Here is a 19,981-nt window from a genome sequence, read left to right as displayed (position 1 = left end):
ACCCAAGGGTCCCGGGACGGAGCAGCAGGGCAGGCAGCAGGCGGTAAAGTTGGAGCCACTATGACTACTGCTTCTGCGTCGAACCCTGCCTCCGTCCCCACCGTTACCGCCGACACCCCCGTGCGTGTCCGGTTCTGCCCCTCACCCACCGGGACGCCGCACGTGGGCCTGATCCGCACGGCCCTGTTCAATTGGGCCCACGCCAAGCACACCAAGGGCACGTTTGTGTTCCGCATTGAGGACACGGACGCAGCACGCGACTCGGAAGAGAGCTACCAGCAGTTGCTGGAAGCCCTGAAATGGCTGGGGATCACTTGGGAAGAGGGCGTGGAGGTCGGCGGTCCGCACGAGCCGTACCGTCAGTCTCAGCGGCTGGACCTCTACAAGGACGTAGTCGCCAAGCTCCTTGAAGCGGGTTACGCCTACGAGTGCTACTCCTCGCCGGAGGAAGTCGAGGCACGCCACCGTGCCGCCGGACGCGACCCCAAGCTCGGTTACGACAACTTTGACCGCGAACTCAGTGAAGATCAGCTCGCGGCGTTCAGGGCCGAGGGCCGCCAGCCGGTCCTGCGCGTCCGGATGCCTGACGAGGACGTCGTTTTCACTGACCTGGTCCGCGGCGACATCACGTTCAAAGCCGGAAGTATTCCGGACTACGTCATCGTTCGTGCTGACGGATCCCCGCTGTACACGCTGGTGAACCCCGTCGACGACGCCCTGATGGGGATCACGCACGTGCTGCGCGGCGAGGACCTCCTGTCCTCCACTCCCCGCCAGGTGGTGCTGATCCGCTACCTGATGGACATCGGCGTCGCCAGCTACCTGCCGCTCTTTGGCCACCTCCCGTACGTGATGGGTGAGGGGAACAAGAAGCTGTCCAAGCGTGACCCGCAGTCCAACCTGTTCCTGCTGCGCGACCGTGGATTCATTCCCGAAGGCCTGCTGAACTACCTCTCGCTGCTCGGCTGGAGCCTTTCGGCCGATGAGGACATCTTCACCGTGGACCAGTTGATTGAATACTTTGACGTCAAGGACGTACTGGCCAACCCGGCGCGGTTCGACATCAAAAAGGCCGAGGCCATCAACGGCACCCACATCCGCATGCTCGACCCGGAAGACTTCCGTGACCGGCTTGTGCCGTACCTGCGCACTGCAGGCTTCGTGGGGGAGCAGCCCACAGCGCGCCAGGAAGAAATCCTTACCGAAGCCGCGCCGCTGATCCAGGAACGCATCACGTTGCTGGGCGAGGCGCCGGAGATGCTGGGATTCCTGTTCAAATCAGACGATGCCATCGACGTCGCCGACGACGCCCGCAAGGGCATGCCGGAGAATCTCAGCGAGGTCCTCGCGGCCGCCATCGCGGCGCTGGAGCCCATTGCGGAGTGGAACCCTGAGAACATCCAGGCCGCCCTGAAGCAGGCCCTCGTGGAGGACTTGGGGATCAAGCCACGGCTGGCGTTCGGTCCGGTCCGGACAGCCATCTCCGGGCGTCGGATCTCGCCGCCCTTGTTCGAGTCCATGGTGATCCTCGGCAAGGACTCCTCCCTTGCCCGGCTCCGCACCTTCCGCGGCTGATGGCTTCTCCCGGCCAGCGAGCTGACGGTTTCCTTGAGACGCCGTTCGGCACCATCAGGGGGGTTCTCTTCGACATAGATGACACCCTGGTGGACCTTGAATACGCCATGACCACCGCCCTGCGCGAGGTCAGCGAACACCTCCTTCCTGGCCTGGACCAGGCCGGCTGGGAGCGGTTCGGCAGGATCTTCACGCACGAAACCACCCACTACTACGACCGCTACCTGGCCGGGGAACTGACCTTCAACGACCAACGGCTGCTTCGTGGCCGCGCGGCCCTGGGCCATTTCGGCGTGGACCTTGCCGACGGCGAGGAGGCCCATCAGTGGCTTTCCGCTTACGGGCGCGTCCAGCCGGGGTATGTGAGGGCCTTCGAGGATGTCGTCCCGCTTCTTGAAGCCCTTGATGCAGCCGGTGTTCCCTACGGCGCGGTGAGCAACAACGTCCATGACTACCAGCGGGCCAAGCTGGACGGCGCCGGCCTGGACAGGATAAAGCGCCTGGTCGGAACGGACACCGTGGGCGTGGCCAAGCCGGAGCCTGCGATCTACCTTGAAGGCGTCCGCCTCCTTGGCACGCTCCCCGCGGACACCCTGTATGTGGGAGATAACCGGATGCTGGATGCGGAAGGTTCGACGGCGGCGGGCCTGTTGGGCGTTTGGCTCAACAGGGTGGGGGAGCCGCGGCAGGGCTATGCCGGCCACGAGGTCACGTCCCTGGCAGGGTTGCTGGGCTGACCCCTTGCCTTGCCGGCTGCCGCCGGACACGTGTGATCCACGTAACGGCGGCTCGATTTGTGCGGTGGAAAAGTCTCGGGTAAAGTAATTACTCGTGCTGAGGCGCCGGGAGCGCTGGTTTAGACCAACGGATCCGGCCCGAAAGTTCCATTGGGATATGGTGTAATTGGCAACACTACGGTTTCTGGTACCGTCATTCTAGGTTCGAGTCCTGGTATCCCAGCTCTGATAAATCCACGGATTTCCGCGGAAAATCAGGGGTTTCAAAGCGGTTCCGCCGATTTGAAACACGGGCTGAGTGTATGAAATACTCACTTAGCCTGAACGGCAGAGATGCTGTTTTGGAAGTACGCGGCCCCATCGTATAGCGGCCTAGTACGCTGCCCTCTCACGGCGGTAACGCGGGTTCGAATCCCGCTGGGGTCACCTCTGAACGGTCCCGGGCACTAGCCCGGGGCCGTTTCTCGTTTCCCCAGGGTTGCCGAACTATGGCTTCGCCGCGCTTCGCTGCACTACTGTGAACCCCATCACTTATTGGGGGAGCGGGCATGCTTGGACACCGGTTTGACGAGGGCAAAAACTCATTAAATGCGCTGAGGCTGATACTCGCTGCCCTAGTGATCGTGTCCCATTCCTGGTGGCTCGGCGGCTACGGCGCTGAACCGCAACCGGGTGGCATGAAACTGGGCACGTGGGCCGTCATCGGATTTTTCGGAATTTCGGGATACCTGATCACCCGGAGCCGAGTACATTCGAGGTCGGCGGTGAGTTACTGCCGCGCAAGGTTTCTTCGGATATTTCCCGGTTTGGCCGTCTGCGTTGCGGCGGTGGCCTTTGTGAGATCGTCTGCTATATGTTCATCGGACTCGCGTTTGGAATCTTCCGCCTGGAACTGGCGCGAGTGGCAGTACTTTTCCTGTTTGTCCTCGGTTCCGCAGCTGTTTTCGCCGTCGACGCCGGATGGCTCGCCTCACCGACTCCCTACGACTGGCCGTTGATCCCGGTTGTCACCTTTCTGGCGGGTTCCCTGGTGTACCTCTTTCGGGAGCGAATTCCCGCCACGCCCATCACGCTTGGGGTATGCGCCGTCACGATGCTGGTCATTGCCGGGAAAGGGTTTGTCTCGTCGCTGATCCACCTCCCACTGTGCGTCCTTGTGCTGGCTGGTTCCCTCTACGTGCCTTTGGCGGCCGTGGGATCCCGCTATGACATTTCCTATGGTGTCTACATTTACGGTTGGCCCGTCCAGCAGTTCCTGGCTGCCCAGGGCGTCCATACTGCCGTTCCGCCATTAGTGTTCGCTGGCGCCTCCCTGCTGGCCGTTGCCCCGCTGGCGTGGCTTTCCTGCCGCTACGTGGAAGGGCCGGCGCAGCGTTGGCGCCGCTCGCGGGACACCCAGCGAAGGCTTGCAGAACTGGCATGATGATGCTGTGACCACCGACAACCAGCCCGACCGGCCAGATCGTCCTCCGGCCACGCCAGCGGCCGCTGGCGTGGATCTCCTTGAGGCCGTACGGCTGGAACTGTCCAAGGTCACCTTTCCCCTCCTGACACCGGGTGCTGAACAGGCCAGGATGGAGCTCAGGAATGCCATCGCACAGCTTGATGACTACATCCTTCCCCGGTACCGGAGCCTTGAGGCGCCCCTCCTTGCCGTCGTTGGAGGTTCCACCGGCGCCGGAAAGTCAACACTCGTCAACGCCCTGGTCGGGCATCCCGTCACGCGTTCAGGGGCTATCAGGCCCACCACAAGGCAGCCCACCCTGCTGCACCATCCGGCCGATGCCGGCTGGTTCCAAGGGAAACGGGTCCTGCCGAGCCTCAACCGGATCCGTGGCACCGTATCTTCGCAGCCAGTCCCGGCCAGCAGGGCCGGTGCTGTCCCGGACCCGTCGGCCGTCACGTCGCTCGTGCTGGTCGCGGACAGCGCCGTTCCGCAGGGCATTGCCCTGCTTGATGCGCCGGATGTCGATTCCATTTCCGAGGACAACCGCAGGCTGGCCGGACAACTGCTCGCTGCCGCGGACCTGTGGGTGTTCGTCACCACGGCGAACCGCTACGCCGACGCCGTTCCGTGGAAACTGCTGCTGAACGCGGCCTCCCGCGACATCCTGGTGGCCGTGGTGTTGGACCGTGTACCGGCCGAGGCAGAGGCAGAAGTTTCTGCGGACCTGCGGAGCCTGCTGGGCAGGGAAGGCCTGGGTTCGGCGGGACTGTTCATCATTGCCGAGACTGACCTTGACGCGCTCGGCATGCTCCCCCCTGCCGCAGTGGAGCCTCTCCGTACCTGGCTGCACAGCCTGGCCGCTGACGCCGCAGGCAGGGGACAGATTGCCCGGCGGACCCTCAACGGAACCGTGAAGGCATTGGCGGGCCGGATTGGCAGCGTGGCGCGGGCGCAGGACGAGCAGGAGCAGGCTGCGGCGGGGCTCAGGGCTGAAACCCTCACGGCCTATCGTGATGCGGAAACGCGGATCCTTGATGCGACGAAGGATGGCGCCCTGTTGCGGGGAGAGGTCCTTGCCCGCTGGCAGGACTTCGTGGGAACGGGGGAGTTCTTCCGCAGCCTTGAACAGGGCATCGGGCGCCTGCGAGACCGGGCGGGCGCGTTCTTCCGCGGCGAACCTGCCCCGGCCGTCAAGGTCGAGGCCGCCATCGAATCCGGGCTGCAGGCTGTCATCCTCGATGAGGCCGCCAACGCTGCCGAGCAGGCAGACAAGCGGTGGCGCGCAGACCCGGCAGGCCGTCAGTTGCTCGGAACCGAGGACCTCTCAGGGGCAGCTATGGATTTCCCCGGAACCGTGGCGGCGGAGATCCGGGCCTGGCAGGCGGACCTGATGGAACTGATCCGGACTGAAGGGCAGGAAAAACGTACCCAGGCCAGATGGTTGTCCTTCGGGATCAACGGCCTCGGGGCAGCGCTGATGGTCGTGGTGTTTTCCATGACCGCCGGGCTCACTGGCCTGGAGGTGGGCGTGGCCGGCGGCACCGCCATCGTGGGCCAAAAGCTGCTGGAAGCGGTCTTCGGTGAAGACGCGGTCCGCCGGCTTGCCCGGAAAGCACGGGAGGATCTCCACCAGCGCACCCGGAAGCTGCTGGCGGAGGAGCAGCGAAAGTTCCTTGACCGGCTCCCCGAGGTGCCCGCTGACCGGGCTCTGCTGGCCCGCCATGTTGAAGCCCTGACGCGGCTTGCGGACACCGCATGAGCCGCCACACCGCTGCCCGTGTCTCGTCGCAGCTGGACGCCCGCCTTGAAGCCCTCAATAGTGCCCGTGAACTCGCCGAGGGCGTGCTGCCCGACGATGTCTTGCAAGACGTGTTGAGGCTGCTGGAGCGCGCCACGTCCCGGCGGTCCCTCTCCGCCGACCACACGGTTGTTGGCTTTTTCGGCGCCACCGGAAGCGGCAAGTCATCGCTCTTCAACGCCGTCAGCGGCGCCGAAATCGCGACGGCGGCCGTTCGGCGGCCAACCACCACCGAACCTTTGGCAGGAGTCTGGGGAGCGGAAGGCAGCGAACCGCTGCTGGACTGGCTGGATGTTCGCAGCCGGCACCATGCCGCGCCCGTGCCCGGGTTCGCGGATGAGGAAACCGGGCTGATTCTCCTCGACTTGCCGGACTTCGATTCCACGAGGGCAGCCAACCGTGAGATCGTGCAGCGGATGGTGGGCATGGTGGATGTCCTGGTTTGGGTGCTCGATCCGCAAAAATACGCCGATGCCGCGGTTCATAACGGCTTCCTTGCACCGCTGGCAGCGCACGGTTCCATCACCCTCGTGGTGCTCAACCAAACCGACCGGCTGCCGGAGAGGGACGTCCAGCCCGTGCTGGAATCATTGAAGGGAATCCTCGCCGTGGACGGCCTGGGGCAGGTCGAGGTGATCGGTGCTTCTGCCGTCACCGGCGCAGGGGTGGACCGTGTCAGGGCCGCTATTCGGCACGTGGTGGTGCGGCGGCAGGCGTCTTCACAGCGACTCACAGCTGACGTGTCCCGCGCCGTCGCACGGCTGCGGGACGCCTCCGGAGCCGGCGAGGCCGCCGGTGTCCGGCCCGGGTCTAAAACGCGACTTGCGGATGCGTTGGCCTCGGCTGCCAACGTGCCCCTGGTGGTGGGAGCCGTGGACCGCTCCTACCGCCTGGAAGCGGCCCGCCGCACCGGGTGGCCGGTGACCCGCTGGCTGCTGAAATTCCGGCCTGACCCCCTGCGGCGGCTTAACCTGCGTAGCAGTGCCCCATCCGAACTCGGCCGCACGTCGCTGCCACCCGCCGGGGCGCCCGAACGCGCGCGGACGGATGCCGCCGTCCGCCAGTTCGGCGACGACGCCAGCGCGGGCGCGCCCGGCCCGTGGCGCGCTGCCATCCGGGATGCTGCCCGTGAAGGCAGGGAGCGGCTCCCGGACGCCCTCGACCAGGCCATTGCGGGCACGGACCTGCTCGCCGCGCGGAAGTCCTGGTGGTGGCCGGTCTTCAACCTGTTCCAGTGGCTTGCCCTGCTGACCGTTCTCGGCGGCCTCGGATGGCTGGGAGTGCTGGCTGGGCTGGGCTACCTCCAGTTGCCTGTCCCCGACGTGCCGCGGGTTGAAGGCTGGCCGATCCCAACCCTGATGATTGCCGGGGGAGCCGCCCTGGGAATTTTCCTGGCGCTTACGGGGAAGTTCATCGGGGCCGTAGCCGCCCGGGCCCGGGCCACCACGGCCAGGAAGCGCCTCCGTGCCGCCGTCGGAGAGGTTGCCCAGGCCTTGGTGGTGGAACCTGTTGACCTTGAGGTCAGCCGACACAGGTCATTCAATACCGCTCTGGACAAAGCGGGGGCGGCGTAGCGCCACTGCCCGCCTGGGTCCGCCGCTTCAGCTGGTGCCTGCCTATGAAAGAGCTGCGGCTGCCTCCCGCACCTTGATCAGGGTCCGCAGGTTCCGGGTGGTGGTAGTTGCCTTGTACTTTGCCTTCGATGAGACCTTGCTGAAGGGGCTGTCCAACGTGCCACCCGCACGTGCCAGCCAGGCCAGGGCTTCCGGTCCGAGCCTTTTCTGTTCTGTACCTTCCAGGGCCGCCCCGGCCGCATCCAGTTCATCCAGCATGGCGGTGTCTGAAGCCAGCGTGACATAGGTGTGGGTGGATTTGTCGTCATCCGGGTACGGGCACGCGTCCACCAGTTCGGACACTCTCTGTGCGGTGAGGACAACCACCCAGGCGTCATAGCCGAATGATTTCCGCAGGCAAGCCTCGAAGTCCTTCTTAACGGCGGCGGGTCCCAGTTCGCTGGCCAGGACCACGTTGCCGCTGGCAAGAAGGGTCTTGACGCCGTCAAAGCCCGTGGCTTCCAGGGCTGCCTTGAGATCCGCCATCTTGATATTGATCCCGCCCACGTTGATGCCGCGGAGGAACACTGCGTAGCTGTTCATGCTGAAAGCCTAAGCCGCGGCGGCGCGTCACCTGCGGGTAGGCCCTAGTCGTTGTTCTTGCGCAGGGCTTCGGTGAGGATGCGGCCTGCGTTGCATACCACTTCGGCGTGCAACCGGCCCGGCTGGCGGGTGAGGCGTTCGATGGGGCCCGAGATCGACACTGCGGCAATGACACGGCCGGACGGTCCGCGCACCGGTGCGGAAACTGAGGCAACCCCCGGCTCACGTTCGCCGAGGCTCTGCCCCCAGCCCCGCCGTCGTACTCCTGCCAGCACCGTGGGCGTAAAGCGCGCGGATTGGAGGCCTTCGAGGAGCCGGTCATGGTCTTCCCACGCGAGCAGGACCTGGGCGGCCGAGCCGGCCTTCATGGAGAGCTGCGTGCCCACCGGAATGGTGTCCCGCAGGCCGATCGGACGCTCCGCGGACGCAACGCACACACGCCAGTCGCCCTGGCGCCGGAAGATCTGGGCACTTTCGCCTGTGGCGTCGCGCAGCTGCATCAGTACAGGTCCGGCGGAAGCGATCAGGCGGTCTTCTCCCGCGGCGGAAGCCAGCTCAACGAGCCTGCTCCCGAGCACGAACCGGCCTTGGATGTCACGGCTGACCAGCCGGTGGTGGACCAGGGCAAGGGCAAGCCGGTGGACGGTGGGCCGGGCGAGGCCGGTGGCTGCTACGAGCTGGGCCAGGGTGGTAGGCCCGGCCTCAAGTGCGTCCAGCACATGGGCCGCTTTATCAATGACACCGACTCCACTAGAATTGTCCATGTAATGATATTGCCGTCTCAATATCTGAGATGCAAATGTTTCGGCTGGCGATTTGCACAGCCGCCCTGATTCAGTGGACCTTAACAGCCAACAGCAGTGAAGGGAGATGGCCGTGGCAAAGACACTGGCCGAGAAAGTCTGGGACGCGCACGTGGTGCGCAAAGGCGACGGCGAAGGAGCCAACGCCCAGCCCGACCTTCTCTTCATCGACCTCCACCTCGTTCACGAGGTGACCTCCCCGCAGGCTTTTGAAGGCCTGCGCCTGGCCGGCCGCAAGCTGCGCCGCCCGGACCTCACGATTGCCACGGAGGACCACAACACGCCCACACTGGACATCGACAAGCCCATTGCCGACCTGACCAGCCGCACCCAGATCCAGACGCTGCGCAACAACTGCGCAGAGTTCGGCGTCCGGCTGCACTCCCTTGGTGATGCCGAACAGGGCATCGTCCACGTGGTGGGTCCCCAGCTTGGCCTGACCCAGCCAGGCATGACAGTGGTCTGCGGCGACTCGCACACCTCCACGCACGGCGCGTTCGGCGCGCTCGCGATGGGCATCGGCACCTCCGAGGTGGAGCACGTCATGGCCACGCAGACGCTGTCCCTGAAGCCGTTCAAGACCATGGCCATCAACGTCGAGGGCACCCTCCGCCCGGGCGTCACGGCAAAGGACATCATCCTCGCCGTCATCGCCAAGATCGGCACCGGCGGTGGCCAGGGCTACGTCCTGGAATACCGTGGCTCCGCCATCCGGGCGCTGTCCATGGATGCCCGCATGACCATCTGCAACATGTCCATCGAAGCCGGGGCCCGCGCCGGCCTCGTCGCGCCGGACCAGACTACCTACGACTACATGTACGGTCGCCCGCACGCCCCGCAGGGTGCCGAGTGGGACGCCGCCGTCGAATACTGGAACACGCTGCGTACCGATGACGACGCCACGTTCGACGTCGAGGTGGACCTCGACGCCGACACGCTTGAGCCGTTCGTCACCTGGGGGACCAACCCTGGCCAGGGTGTGTCGCTTTCCGGGTCGGTGCCGTCCCCGGATGACTTCGGCGACGAGAACGCCAAAGCCGCCGCTGAGCGTGCCCTGCAGTACATGGGCCTGGCCGCAGGTACGCCCATGAAGGACATCCGCGTTGACACTGTCTTCCTCGGCTCCTGCACGAATTCGCGGATGGAGGATCTGCGCGCTGCGGCAGACATCATCCGCGGCCGCCAGAAAGACCCCAACATCCGCATGCTGGTGGTACCAGGCTCGGCACGCGTCAGGCTGGAAGCCGAAGCTGAGGGCCTGGACAAGGTTTTCAAGGACTTCGGCGCCGAGTGGCGCTTCGCCGGCTGCTCGATGTGCCTGGGCATGAACCCGGACCAGCTGGAGGTGGGGGAGCGTTGCGCCTCAACGTCCAACCGCAACTTCGAAGGCCGGCAGGGCAAGGGCGGACGCACGCACCTCGTCTCCCCGGTGGTGGCAGCAGCCACGGCCATCCGCGGCACGCTGAGTTCGCCGTCGGACCTTGATCCGGCCCCCGAGTCCGCCGCCATCCGCACCGACGCAGCCTAGGAGACCGATATGGAAAAGTTCACCACCCACACGGGCATCGGCGTCCCGCTGCGCCAAAGCAACGTTGACACGGACCAGATCATCCCTGCCGTCTACCTCAAGCGGATCACCCGCACCGGCTTCGAGGACGCGCTCTTCTCCGCCTGGCGCAAGGACCCTGCCTTCATCCTGAACCAGGCACCGTTCAACGCCGGTTCCGTACTGGTGGCCGGACCTGATTTCGGCACGGGCTCCTCCCGTGAACACGCCGTCTGGGCGCTGAAGGACTACGGCTTTAAGACCGTCCTGTCGTCACGGTTCGCGGACATCTTCCGGGGCAACTCCGGCAAGCAGGGGCTGTTGGCCGCTGAAGTGGCCCAGGACGACATCGAGCTCATTTGGAAAGAGCTCGAGAACGCACCGGGAACCGAAGTGACGGTTGACCTGGTTTCCAAGACTGTGATCTGCGGCAACATTGTGGCGCCGTTCGAGATCGACGACTACACACGGTGGCGTCTGCTCGAAGGCCTCGATGACATCGGCCTGACGCTGCAGCACGAAGAGGACATCACCGCCTACGAGGCCACCCGCCCCGCATTCATGCCGAAGACGCTCCCGGCCCGTCTGTCCTGAACAGCCGGACCGGCCAGCCGATAAGCCAGGCCAAGGAGGACGCCACACCCTGCCGGCGGCGCCCGCGCATTTCGGTTCGGTAACGCGACCTCCTATGCTTAGCTGGAGCCTTTGCAAGGACTTGGGGGCGAGTAATCGTAAGGAAACCGGTATATGAGTAGTGTTCTGACAATCCGCGGCGGAGTCCCGCTTACAGGCCGCGTCAGCGTCCGTGGGGCCAAGAATCTTGTTCCCAAGGCCATGGTGGCGGCGTTGCTGGGCAACGAACCCTCGGTGTTGCGGAACGTTCCGGAGATCAAGGACGTGGAGGTAGTCACCTCCCTCCTGCAGCTGCATGGCGTGACCGTCGTCAAGGACCCCGTCAACGGGGACCTGACGCTCGATCCCAAGGCGGCCAAGACCGCTCCCAGCACGGCCATTGATGCCCACGCCGGCGATTCTCGGATTCCCATCCTGCTGTGCGGACCGCTGATCCATGCGATCGGTGAGGCCTTCATTCCTGACCTGGGCGGTTGCAAAATCGGCGACAGGCCCATCGACTACCACCTCAATGTCCTGCGCCAGTTTGGCGCGGTCGTGGAAAAGCGCCCGGGCGGCATCCACATTTCGGCGCCCAAGGGCCTGCACGGTGCCAAGATCTCGCTGCCGTATCCGTCCGTTGGAGCCACCGAGCAGGTGCTGCTCAGCGCTACCCGCGCCGAGGGCATCACGGAGCTCTCAGGTGCGGCGACGGAACCCGAAATCATCGACCTCATCGCGGTGCTGCAGAAGATGGGCGCCATCATCAGCGTCCAGACTGACCGCACCATCCGCATCGAAGGCGTCCGAGACCTCGGCGGCTACAACCACCGTGCCCTCTCGGACCGCAACGAATCGGCGTCGTGGGCATCAGCCGCGCTCGTGACGCGGGGCGACATCTTTGTCGAAGGTGCTTCGCAGCGGGACATGATGACCTTCCTCAACACCTACCGGAAGGTGGGCGGTGGGATGGACATCGGCGAGGACGGCATCCGTTTCTACCATCGGGGAGGCAAGCTCAACCCGCTGGTCCTGGAAACGGACGTACATCCCGGCTTCATGACCGACTGGCAGCAGCCGCTGGTGGTGGCGCTCACCCAGGCCGAGGGCGTGTCGATTGTCCATGAGACGGTCTACGAGAACCGCTTCGGCTTCACGGACGCCCTCATCCGGATGGGTGCCAGCATCCAGGTGCACCGCGAATGCCTGGGCAGCGTGCCGTGCCGGTTCGGCCAGCGCAACTTCCTGCACTCAGCCGTTATCTCCGGACCCACCCAGCTCAAGGGAACCGACATTGACGTCCCTGACCTGCGCGGCGGCTTCAGCCACCTCATCGCAGCCTTGGCCGCTACCGGCACCTCCCGCGTGACCGGAATCGACATCATCAACCGCGGCTATGAGCGGTTCACGGAAAAGCTGGCAGGCCTCGGCGCAGATTTCGACATCACCACAGCAAAGTAGCGGGGGGCACGTGAAGGAAACGGCCAAGAGCCAGGCCACCTTTGTGGTCGTTGCCGGCATTGTCAGGCCGGTGATGAACCTGCTGATGAACAAGAAGTGGGAGGGCATTGAGAAGCTGCCCGCCGGCGGCTTCATCGCAGCACCCAACCACTGCACCGAAATCGATCCCCTCATCGTGGGCCACCTCCTCTATAACAACAAGAGGGCGCCCCACTTCCTCGCCAAGGCCGGACTGTTCAAGGTGCCGGTGCTGGGCTGGGTCCTGCGGGCCACGAAGCAGGTCCCGGTGGAACGCTCGACGGCGGGAGCCAACCGCTCCTTGCAGGTCGCCCAGGAGATCGTCGCCGAGGGCGGCGCGATCATCATCTACCCTGAGGGAACCTTGACCAGGGACCCGGACCTGTGGCCGATGAAAGGGCACACCGGCGCGGCCAGGCTGGCGCTCGAGGGCGGCATTCCAGTGGTGCCGATCGCCCACTGGGGCGCCCACGAGGTCTTCCCCCGCTATGCCAAGCGGTTCCACATGTTTCCCCGCAGAACCTCCACGGTTGTTGTGGGTGATCCGGTGGACCTCAGCCCCTACACTGGCCGTCCGCTGGACAAGGCCACACTGACGGCGGCCACCGAGGCGATCATGGACGCCGTGACGGCTTTGCTGGCTGGCATCCGCAACGAAGAGCCGCCCGTCGAGCGGTGGGATCCCGCCAAGCACAAGCAAGCGAAACACGGGCGGTTTGTGGAGCGGGGACCACGGGCCGCAGGTGCTGGCCCTGCCGCTGGAACCGCAGATGCGGCTGGAACGTCGACTGGCGACGAGGCGGACGCCCTGTGACCGGTGACGGGCGCCGCCCCGGCTCAGCCCGCTCGGTTGCGGTCCTCGGTGCCGGTTCCTGGGGAACCACCTTTGCCAAGATCCTGGCCGACGCCGCCACGGCCGCGGGCGACGAACGGCAGATACGGGTCTGGGGCAGGCGCGGGGAAGTCGTGGAGCAAATCAACGGCATACACCGAAACATCCAGTACCTGAAAGACATCGCCCTGCCGGAGACCATCACCGCCTCCACGGATGTGGGCGAGGTCCTGGCAGGAGCGGACCTGGTGGTCCTGGCGGTACCTGCGCAGTCCCTGCGGCTGCAACTGCGCGAATGGAAGCCACTGATCGACCATCAGGCCATGGTGGTTTCCCTGATGAAGGGGCTCGAGCTCGACACCGACGCCCGGATGAGCGAAGTCATCAGCCAGGAACTCGGCATCCCGGCGGACCGCATCGCTGTGGTCTCGGGCCCGAACCTGGCCATGGAAATCGCCCGCGAGGAGCCAACGGCGTCAGTTGTCGCGTGCAGTGATTCCGCTGCTGCCGGGTGGATCGCTCGCAGCTGCACGGCGCCCTACTTCCGCCCGTACACCACCGCCGACGTCGTGGGCGTGGAAATCGGTGGCATCGTCAAGAACGTCATCGCGCTGGCTGTCGGTATCTGCGAGGGTAAGCAGATGGGGGACAACACCAAGGCTTCCGTGATCACCCGGGGTCTGGCTGAAACGTCACGGCTGGCCCTCGCCCTCGGCGGCGAGGCCCAGACCATGGCCGGCCTCGCAGGGCTGGGCGACCTGGTGGCCACGTGCTCCTCGCCGTTGTCCCGGAACCACACAGCGGGCCGCCTGCTGGGGGAGGGCCTGACGCTGGACGAGGTTGCCCAGAAAATGACCCAGACTGCCGAAGGAATCAAGTCCGGCCAGGCCGTGCACGAACTGGCCGGAAAGCTCGGCGTCGACATGCCCATTACCGCTGCCGTTGTAGCTGTCCTGGCCGGCAAACTGTCCGTTGACCAACTGGGGCCGCTTCTGCTGGCCCGGGAACTGAAACCTGAAGGCGATTACTGACCATGTCCGAAGACAACCTGAAAGCGGCCCCTCCCGCCAAACCGCGGGTGGCCGTGCTGTTTGGCGGCCGGTCCAGCGAACATGCAGTGAGCTGTGTGACCGCTGCCGGAGTGCTTGCCGCCATCAACAAAGACAAATACGAGGTCATCCCCATCGGCATCGCCAAATCGGGGCAGTGGGTCCTTGCCTCGGGGGACACCGCCCAGTGGTCACTGTCGGCGTCGTCGCTGCCGGAAGTTCCACCGTCGACCGAAACGGTGACGCTCGCCGAGATCGGCGGCGAGCACCAGCTGATCGTCGCCGCACCCAACGAAGTTCCGCAGGAACTGGGGACGGTCGACGTCGTATTTCCACTGCTGCACGGTCCGTTCGGTGAGGACGGCACCATCCAGGGACTCCTGGAACTGTCCGACACCCGCTACGTCGGCGCCGGGGTCCTCGCCTCAGCCGTGGGCATGGACAAGCACTACATGAAGGTGGTCTTTGAGGCGGCCGGCCTCCACGTCGGACCCTACATCGCTGTCACCGACCGGCAATGGCTCAAGGACGCCGAGTCAGTCCGCAAGCAGGTGGACCGCCTCGGGTTCCCGGTCTTCGTCAAGCCCGCGCGGGCCGGATCCTCCATGGGAATTTCCAAAGTGGACTCATTGGAGGGGCTGGACGCCGCCGTCGAGGAAGCCCGCCGCCATGACCTCAAGCTGGTCATCGAAGCCGGCATAGTGGGCCGCGAAATCGAATGCGCCGTCCTGGAAGGGCGCGGGACGGCAGCACCGCGGACTTCCATGCCGGGTGAGATCTCCGTGGCTGGCGGCAGCCACGAGTTCTACGACTTCAACGCCAAGTATGTCGAGGATGACGCCGCTGCACTCAGCTGCCCGGCGGACATCCCGGAGGAAGCAATCGCCCGCGTTCGAGAACTGGCAGCTGCGGCGTTTGATGCCGTGGGAGCCGAAGGACTGAGCCGGGTTGATTTTTTCTACACCCCTGAGGGTGAGCTGATCATCAACGAAATCAACACCATGCCCGGCTTTACACCGAAGAGCATGTACCCCCAGATGTGGGCGGCTTCGGGCCTGGACTATGCAGAGCTCATTGACGAACTCATTTACTTGGCACTGAACCGGAAGACCGGCCTGCGCTGACGTTCCGGGCGCGCCGCGCGGACGCCGGGCCTGTCATTCCAGGCCAGGCCCGGCGTGGCCTACCCGGTGGACGGCAGGTTCTTCAGCTCTTCCTGCCCGACGCAGTTCCCTGTGGCGGGGATCTTTGCCGCCGCAGCCGACAAGTCAGCAAGGACTGTCGCGGAACTGACGGCCTCCTGATCCTTGGTCAGGAGGATTTCGGTGGCTGGTTCGCGGCCGAAGGTAGTCAGGGTCCACGCGGTGTCGCCCTCCTTGATGACCCAATCCACGCCGTTGACGCTGACGCAGCGGTCCGTCGTCGGTCCCGGAACGTTGACGCCACAGCGCAGGATTACTTGCGAGGGGTCGCCCCACGCAGCGGTTGCCTGGCTGTTGGTTTTCCGCAGGCCCGCGTCCCCGATGGCATCAGGCAGTGCCACCATCATGGGTGCGCAGGCGGGGTTGGCTGCGTCCTGCGCCGCGGAAACATCCACTACCGGGGAACACGCCGCCAAGCAGAGTCCCACAGCGAGAACGGACACTACTGCACCGGAAGCCCTGCTGTACGCCGTCGGGATGGGCATGGCTGGTGCGGGTAAAGGGGCGGGGCGCATCAACCCATCATCTCCATTTACCGTTTGCTGCGCCAATCCTTGGATTCGCCTAATCAAAGGCTTGGATCAGTTTTTGCGCAGGTATCCCCGCGATGCCCGTGGTTCCCCTAGGATGACTGCATCACTTCTGGTCTCACCCCTAAGCGAGCACTCTTGAATATTCTGCGTCGGACGGCCCTGGCCGTGTCCGTTATCGTGCTGTCGTCAGCCCTTCCCCAGTTCGCGTTTGCGGCGCCGGCTGATCTGTCCGTGCCGGCGGGCGTTTCCGCCGTGGCGGATCCGGGTCCTGTGCCGGTGGACGACTTTGTCCGCCCCGACGTTCCTCCACGGCACATCGAATCGGAATACACGTATGTTGACCAGCCGCTGGCGGGGACCATCAAGACCACCCTCGTGACAGTGAAGCTTGCCGACAAAACGGTAGAGGAGACCAACGCCGCGGTTCCCATGGCGGCCGCCCAGGCTTCCCTGAGTGCGGCAAGCGCGTACTGGTCAACGCAGACTGTGGGCAGGGTGAACATGTCGCTGATCAAGGCCGAGACGGCCCGGCCGTCGGCGGCGCGCTCCACCCAGTCGCCCAACGAAATCGTTGACATCGTCTCGCGCGAGCTGGGATGGACGCAGACGTCCTACACCGCGCTGGTGATGTACATTCCGGGCGCCTATCTGACCAATGGCGCCGCCGGCATGGCTTTCAGCAACGGCTCCGTGGGCGGCCGGATCATCATGCCCCAGAACGGCAGGCTCAGCACGCCGGTCCTGACACATGAATTCGGACACGCTCTGGGGCTTGACCACGCGAACAGCCTCCAGTGCGGCAGCGGGATCTCCGACGTCGCCCCGGGACCGTACGGGGGATTCGCGGATTCGTCATGCAGCATCAAAACCTATGGCGACAACCTGGATGTCATGGGCATCTCGCACTACGACTTCATGCCGGCCATAGGTGCCCCGTTCTGGGAGATGGGACGCTTCGGCAACGGCAACGAGATTGCCGACGCCGGCACTGTCACCGCAACAAAGTCACTGACGCTTAAGCCGTGGGCCGGGACGGGTGCAGCCCGCGCCGCCAAGTTCACTGACCCGAAATCGGGCGAGGTCTACTACTTGGAACTGAGGGCACCCGTCGGATACGACGTGGGCAAGGCCATTGGCGGGAACCGGGGCGTGAAGATCTCGCAGCAGGGTTCGGGAAACTCGTCCATATTGCTGCCTCCTTCGACTTTTCCCATCAGCGGCAACTACAGCTCCACCCAGGCGTGGCAGGCCGGCACAACCTTCAAGACCCATGCGGGGACGAAGGTGACCATAGATTCGGTGAGTGACACCTCGGCGACCGTGACGCTTCGTCCTCCGGGCGCGCCGGGTATCGGCGCTATCGATGCCGTAGAGCTGCAGCGTGACAGCTCGGCGGTGAAGCTGGTGGTGCGGGGCTGGGCATACGACGGCGCCAAACCAGCGGAATCAAGCGACGTGCACGTCTATCTGAAGACACCTGACGGAGTGGAGCGCAGCTACGCAGTGCCGGCGAACCAGCCGCGGCCGGACGTTAACAGCGTGATGCAGGTGACCGGTCAGCACGGTTACTCCAAGACTTTTGACGTCACCGCGGCCGGGCCGTACCGGGTGTGCGTGTACGCAATGGGAAGCGTCGAAAACACATACCTTGGCTGCAGGACGGTGACAGCGGAAGCGTCGCCGCCGCCGCTGGGTGTGCTTGACTCATTCAGCTACGCCGTGGAATCCGGAAAGGGTGTTCTCAAGGCTCGGGGCTGGGCTTTCGATGCCGGCGCTTCCTCTGCCAGCATCCCCGTGCATATTTATCTCAGCGGCCCCAGCGGCCAGAGTGCCCACGCCCTGACTGCGAACGGCTCCCGCCCGGACGTCAACTCCGTGTTTTCGATTTCCGGAGCCCATGGATTCAGCCTGAGCACGCCGGTGACACAGGGCGGCCGTTATACCGCGTGTGCCTATGGCCTCTTTGTCGCCCCGCTCTCGCAAGGCAACAGCTTCCTTGGTTGCAAGGAAATCCTGTTGCCGGCGACTCCAGCGCCTGCCGGATTTGTGGATAGCGTCTCCCTGCGCAAGGTTGACACGAAAGCCTACCTGTCGGTCTCCGGGTGGACGGCAGACCTTGGCTCCCCACTGGCCTCCATCCCAGTGCATGTCTACGTCACGTCACCCGATGGAAGCGTCAAAGGCCAGGCATTCACCGCCGACCGGCCGCGCGCTGATGTAAACAGTGCGCTCGGCATCACTGGCAACCACGGTTTCGAGCCATCGGTGGAGATCCAGGGAGCCGGCACCTACAGGGTCTGTGCCTACGGGATACCGGTCAGCTTACTGGCGGAGGGCAACAGTCTCCTGGGGTGCCGGAGCATTAACGTGCCGGCCACGCCTGCGCCCGTGGGGTCCTTCGATTCGCTCGTCGTTGAGTCCGGGGCTGCCGGGTCGGTGCTGGTGTCCAAGGGCTGGGCCTATGACCCGGCCTTCACCTCGGCCAGTATCCCCGTGCATGCATACCTCACGGCGCCAGACGGGGCGGTGAGTGCTGTCGCCTTCACCGCGGATGTGCCCCGCCCCGACGTCAACAAAGTGATGGGCATACCGGGAAACCACGGATACACCGTTTCGGTCCCCCTTGCACAACGCGGCAAATACACCCTCTGCACCTGGGGACTGGCCGTGTCATCCCTCTCTGCTGGAGTAACACAGCTGGGCTGCAGGGCGATAAACTACTGACCAAATGACTAAAACTATCGACGTCGGTTCTCCTCGAAGAATGGCGCCCCAGGAGACGAGGACGGCTCACCCGGCGGTCAAAATTGGCATCAGGGTGTTGGTAAATGCAGTGGCCGTGGCGGTCCTCGGGCTGTTGACTTGGGGAAGGCTTCCGCCCCTGGCCCGCCAGACCGTCTGGGCTGAGGACGGCGGAGTGTTCCTCCGCGACGTACTCAGCAATGGACACTTGAGGAGCATCCCGCTGCCGTACGACGGGTACCTCCATGTCATCCCGCGCACGCTGGCAAGCCTGGCCCACGCCGTCGTGCCGCTCCAGGGCTATGCGTTGGCCATGTCGCTCCTGAGCTGCCTGGCTGTTGCGGCCATTTCCGTAGCGGTTTTCCACCTGTCACGTTCGGTTGCAGAGTCCGTTCCCGTACGGGTCATGATCGCAGCGATCCCTGTACTGCTGCCGATCGGGCCGCAGGAAGTACTGGGGAATGCAGCGAACCTCCACTGGTACCTCCTCTGGCTGATGCCTTGGCTGCTGCTTTACAGGCCCAAGTCGCGTCCGGCAGGGGTAGCGATGTTTGTTGGCGCCTTCCTTACGGCGGCCAGCGAGATCATCACCGGTATGTTCTTGCCGCTGGCCGTCTGGGCTGCGTTCCGGCGTCGCAATTTTGCAGCGCCCGCAGGTCTGGTGCTGGGGGTCGGATTGCAAGTCCTGGCCACCTTGACCAAGCCGCGTTTCAGTGGTGCAGCCCCTTCCGATGCCGTGGATGTCATTTCAGTATTTCTAGGGTTCGGGCTGTTGCCGATCGGTTCCATCTGGCACGCGGACAGCAGGACCCTGGCGTCGAACATTGTCTCTTACGGGGGTTGGGCGCTCTTCATTCCCTGCCTGCTGGTGGTTGCCCTTCTCACGTACACCCTCGTTGCTGGCGGCCGCGGGCTGAAACTCACCGCACTCGGCGCCCTGGGAGCTTCGGTGCTGTGCTGGGTGGCGTCCGTCGTGCTGAGCGGTAACACCATGTTTAACTACGCCACGTACACCGAGGCTGACTGGGCCACAGGGTTCGGCTATATCCGCTATGCGGCGGCGCCGGCGATGTTCCTCCTCCTGCTGGTGCCATTGGCTGTCGCAGCTGCCCTTGCGAAGGGACATGTCAACCGGAGGGCTGCCTTCGCGGTCACCGGGATGTTCCTTGCTTTCCTCTTGGTCAGCTACCTGCCAGCGTCCACCGTGCGTCAGGCCGGCCCCTCCTGGTCAGCGGGCGTCAGCGACGCCCGGGTGGCCTGCGAGGCTGATCCCAGCCTTGCCACTGGGACTGTGCTGATAGCGCCCGTGACGTGGAAGTTTGCCCAGGTCCAGATTCCCTGCAGCGAGCTCCGTTCTCCGTGAGGAGTGCGGAGCGCAAGCTGGCACCGGCAACGAATGTCGGTGCTGCGCTGTAGCGTAGTGGCGTGCCTGTAAATGCTGTGCCTGGGAATGCCCCCACCGAAAAAGCC

General features: G+C 64.7%; 16 protein-coding genes, 2 tRNA genes and 1 pseudogene. 16 read left to right on the top strand and 3 right to left on the bottom strand.

What is annotated here, in order from left to right; genetic code table 11:
• Positions 1-60 precede the first annotated feature (60 nt).
• The 8 genes and pseudogenes from gltX to ACFC25_RS03365 all read left to right on the top strand — a co-directional run bounded on the left by gltX (position 61) and on the right by ACFC25_RS03365 (position 7,131).
• Complete coding sequence (gltX, locus tag ACFC25_RS03400) at positions 61-1,575, top strand: glutamate--tRNA ligase (RefSeq protein ID WP_376044033.1); 1,515 nt, start codon at positions 61-63, stop codon at positions 1,573-1,575.
• Positions 1,575-2,312 carry an HAD family hydrolase gene (locus ACFC25_RS03395; RefSeq protein ID WP_337352137.1) on the top strand — a complete coding sequence of 246 codons (738 nt, stop codon included), beginning with the start codon at positions 1,575-1,577 and terminating at the stop codon, positions 2,310-2,312. The genes gltX and ACFC25_RS03395 overlap by 1 nt, the downstream gene beginning before the upstream one ends.
• Positions 2,313-2,463: 151 nt before the next feature.
• A tRNA-Gln gene (locus ACFC25_RS03390) sits at positions 2,464-2,535 on the top strand.
• Between the two features lie 130 nt (positions 2,536-2,665).
• Positions 2,666-2,738: transfer RNA gene (locus ACFC25_RS03385), tRNA-Glu, on the top strand.
• A gap of 122 nt (positions 2,739-2,860) precedes the next feature.
• Positions 2,861-3,154 (top strand): annotated as a pseudogene (locus ACFC25_RS03380) (acyltransferase family protein); the annotation flags it as partial.
• Between the two features lie 11 nt (positions 3,155-3,165).
• Positions 3,166-3,735: an acyltransferase family protein gene (locus tag ACFC25_RS03375; protein WP_376044364.1), complete on the top strand. Its 570-nt coding sequence runs from the start codon at positions 3,166-3,168 to the stop codon at positions 3,733-3,735.
• A gap of 7 nt (positions 3,736-3,742) precedes the next feature.
• Positions 3,743-5,518 carry a dynamin family protein gene (locus ACFC25_RS03370; protein WP_376044032.1) on the top strand — a complete coding sequence of 592 codons (1,776 nt, stop codon included), beginning with the start codon at positions 3,743-3,745 and terminating at the stop codon, positions 5,516-5,518.
• Complete coding sequence (locus ACFC25_RS03365; RefSeq protein WP_376044030.1) at positions 5,515-7,131, top strand: GTPase; 1,617 nt, start codon at positions 5,515-5,517, stop codon at positions 7,129-7,131. The genes ACFC25_RS03370 and ACFC25_RS03365 overlap by 4 nt, the downstream gene beginning before the upstream one ends.
• A gap of 42 nt (positions 7,132-7,173) precedes the next feature.
• On the opposite strand, the gene ACFC25_RS03360 is transcribed toward ACFC25_RS03365, so the two are convergent.
• The gene (locus ACFC25_RS03360) at positions 7,174-7,713 is read right to left on the bottom strand and encodes a DUF1697 domain-containing protein (protein ID WP_376044028.1); all 540 of its coding nucleotides are present in this window, start codon (positions 7,711-7,713) and stop codon (positions 7,174-7,176) included.
• Between the two features lie 44 nt (positions 7,714-7,757).
• Entirely contained in the window at positions 7,758-8,477 is a 720-nt protein-coding gene (locus ACFC25_RS03355; protein ID WP_066292257.1) for an IclR family transcriptional regulator, read from the bottom strand.
• Between the two features lie 112 nt (positions 8,478-8,589).
• Between ACFC25_RS03355 and leuC the strand changes: the two genes are divergently transcribed.
• The 6 genes from leuC (at position 8,590) to ACFC25_RS03325 (ending at position 15,158) form a co-directional block, all read left to right on the top strand.
• Positions 8,590-10,044 (top strand): 3-isopropylmalate dehydratase large subunit, encoded by a 1,455-nt coding sequence (gene leuC / locus ACFC25_RS03350; RefSeq protein WP_337348926.1) that lies wholly within the window; start codon positions 8,590-8,592, stop codon positions 10,042-10,044.
• A gap of 9 nt (positions 10,045-10,053) precedes the next feature.
• Complete coding sequence (leuD, locus tag ACFC25_RS03345) at positions 10,054-10,656, top strand: 3-isopropylmalate dehydratase small subunit (RefSeq protein ID WP_337348925.1); 603 nt, start codon at positions 10,054-10,056, stop codon at positions 10,654-10,656.
• Positions 10,657-10,809: 153 nt separating this feature from the next.
• Positions 10,810-12,135: a UDP-N-acetylglucosamine 1-carboxyvinyltransferase gene (murA, locus tag ACFC25_RS03340; RefSeq protein ID WP_337348924.1), complete on the top strand. Its 1,326-nt coding sequence runs from the start codon at positions 10,810-10,812 to the stop codon at positions 12,133-12,135.
• A gap of 10 nt (positions 12,136-12,145) precedes the next feature.
• A complete protein-coding gene (locus ACFC25_RS03335) occupies positions 12,146-12,967 on the top strand; it encodes a lysophospholipid acyltransferase family protein (RefSeq protein ID WP_376044025.1) in 822 nt (273 codons plus the stop codon).
• The gene (locus ACFC25_RS03330) at positions 12,964-14,016 is read left to right on the top strand and encodes an NAD(P)H-dependent glycerol-3-phosphate dehydrogenase (RefSeq protein ID WP_337348922.1); all 1,053 of its coding nucleotides are present in this window, start codon (positions 12,964-12,966) and stop codon (positions 14,014-14,016) included. The genes ACFC25_RS03335 and ACFC25_RS03330 overlap by 4 nt, the downstream gene beginning before the upstream one ends.
• A 2-nt stretch (positions 14,017-14,018) precedes the next feature.
• Positions 14,019-15,158 carry a D-alanine--D-alanine ligase family protein gene (locus ACFC25_RS03325; RefSeq protein ID WP_376044023.1) on the top strand — a complete coding sequence of 380 codons (1,140 nt, stop codon included), beginning with the start codon at positions 14,019-14,021 and terminating at the stop codon, positions 15,156-15,158.
• A 59-nt stretch (positions 15,159-15,217) separates the two neighbouring features.
• Here ACFC25_RS03325 and ACFC25_RS03320 read toward each other — a convergent pair whose 3' ends face one another.
• Positions 15,218-15,721 carry a DUF3515 domain-containing protein gene (locus tag ACFC25_RS03320; protein ID WP_376044022.1) on the bottom strand — a complete coding sequence of 168 codons (504 nt, stop codon included), beginning with the start codon at positions 15,719-15,721 and terminating at the stop codon, positions 15,218-15,220.
• Between the two features lie 183 nt (positions 15,722-15,904).
• Between ACFC25_RS03320 and ACFC25_RS03315 the strand changes: the two genes are divergently transcribed.
• The gene (locus ACFC25_RS03315; protein WP_376044021.1) at positions 15,905-18,493 is read left to right on the top strand and encodes a hypothetical protein; all 2,589 of its coding nucleotides are present in this window, start codon (positions 15,905-15,907) and stop codon (positions 18,491-18,493) included.
• 4 nt (positions 18,494-18,497) lie between these two features.
• Positions 18,498-19,874, top strand: a complete 1,377-nt coding sequence (locus ACFC25_RS03310; RefSeq protein ID WP_376044020.1) for a hypothetical protein — start codon at positions 18,498-18,500, stop codon at positions 19,872-19,874.
• The last annotated feature ends 107 nt before the right edge of the window (positions 19,875-19,981 follow it).

The organism is Pseudarthrobacter sp. NPDC055928, assembly GCF_042270935.1.
Taxonomy (GTDB): Bacteria; Actinomycetota; Actinomycetes; order Actinomycetales; family Micrococcaceae; genus Arthrobacter.
The sequence above is the reverse complement of the archived record's forward strand: the minus strand, read 5'-3'. Positions and strand labels throughout refer to the sequence as shown.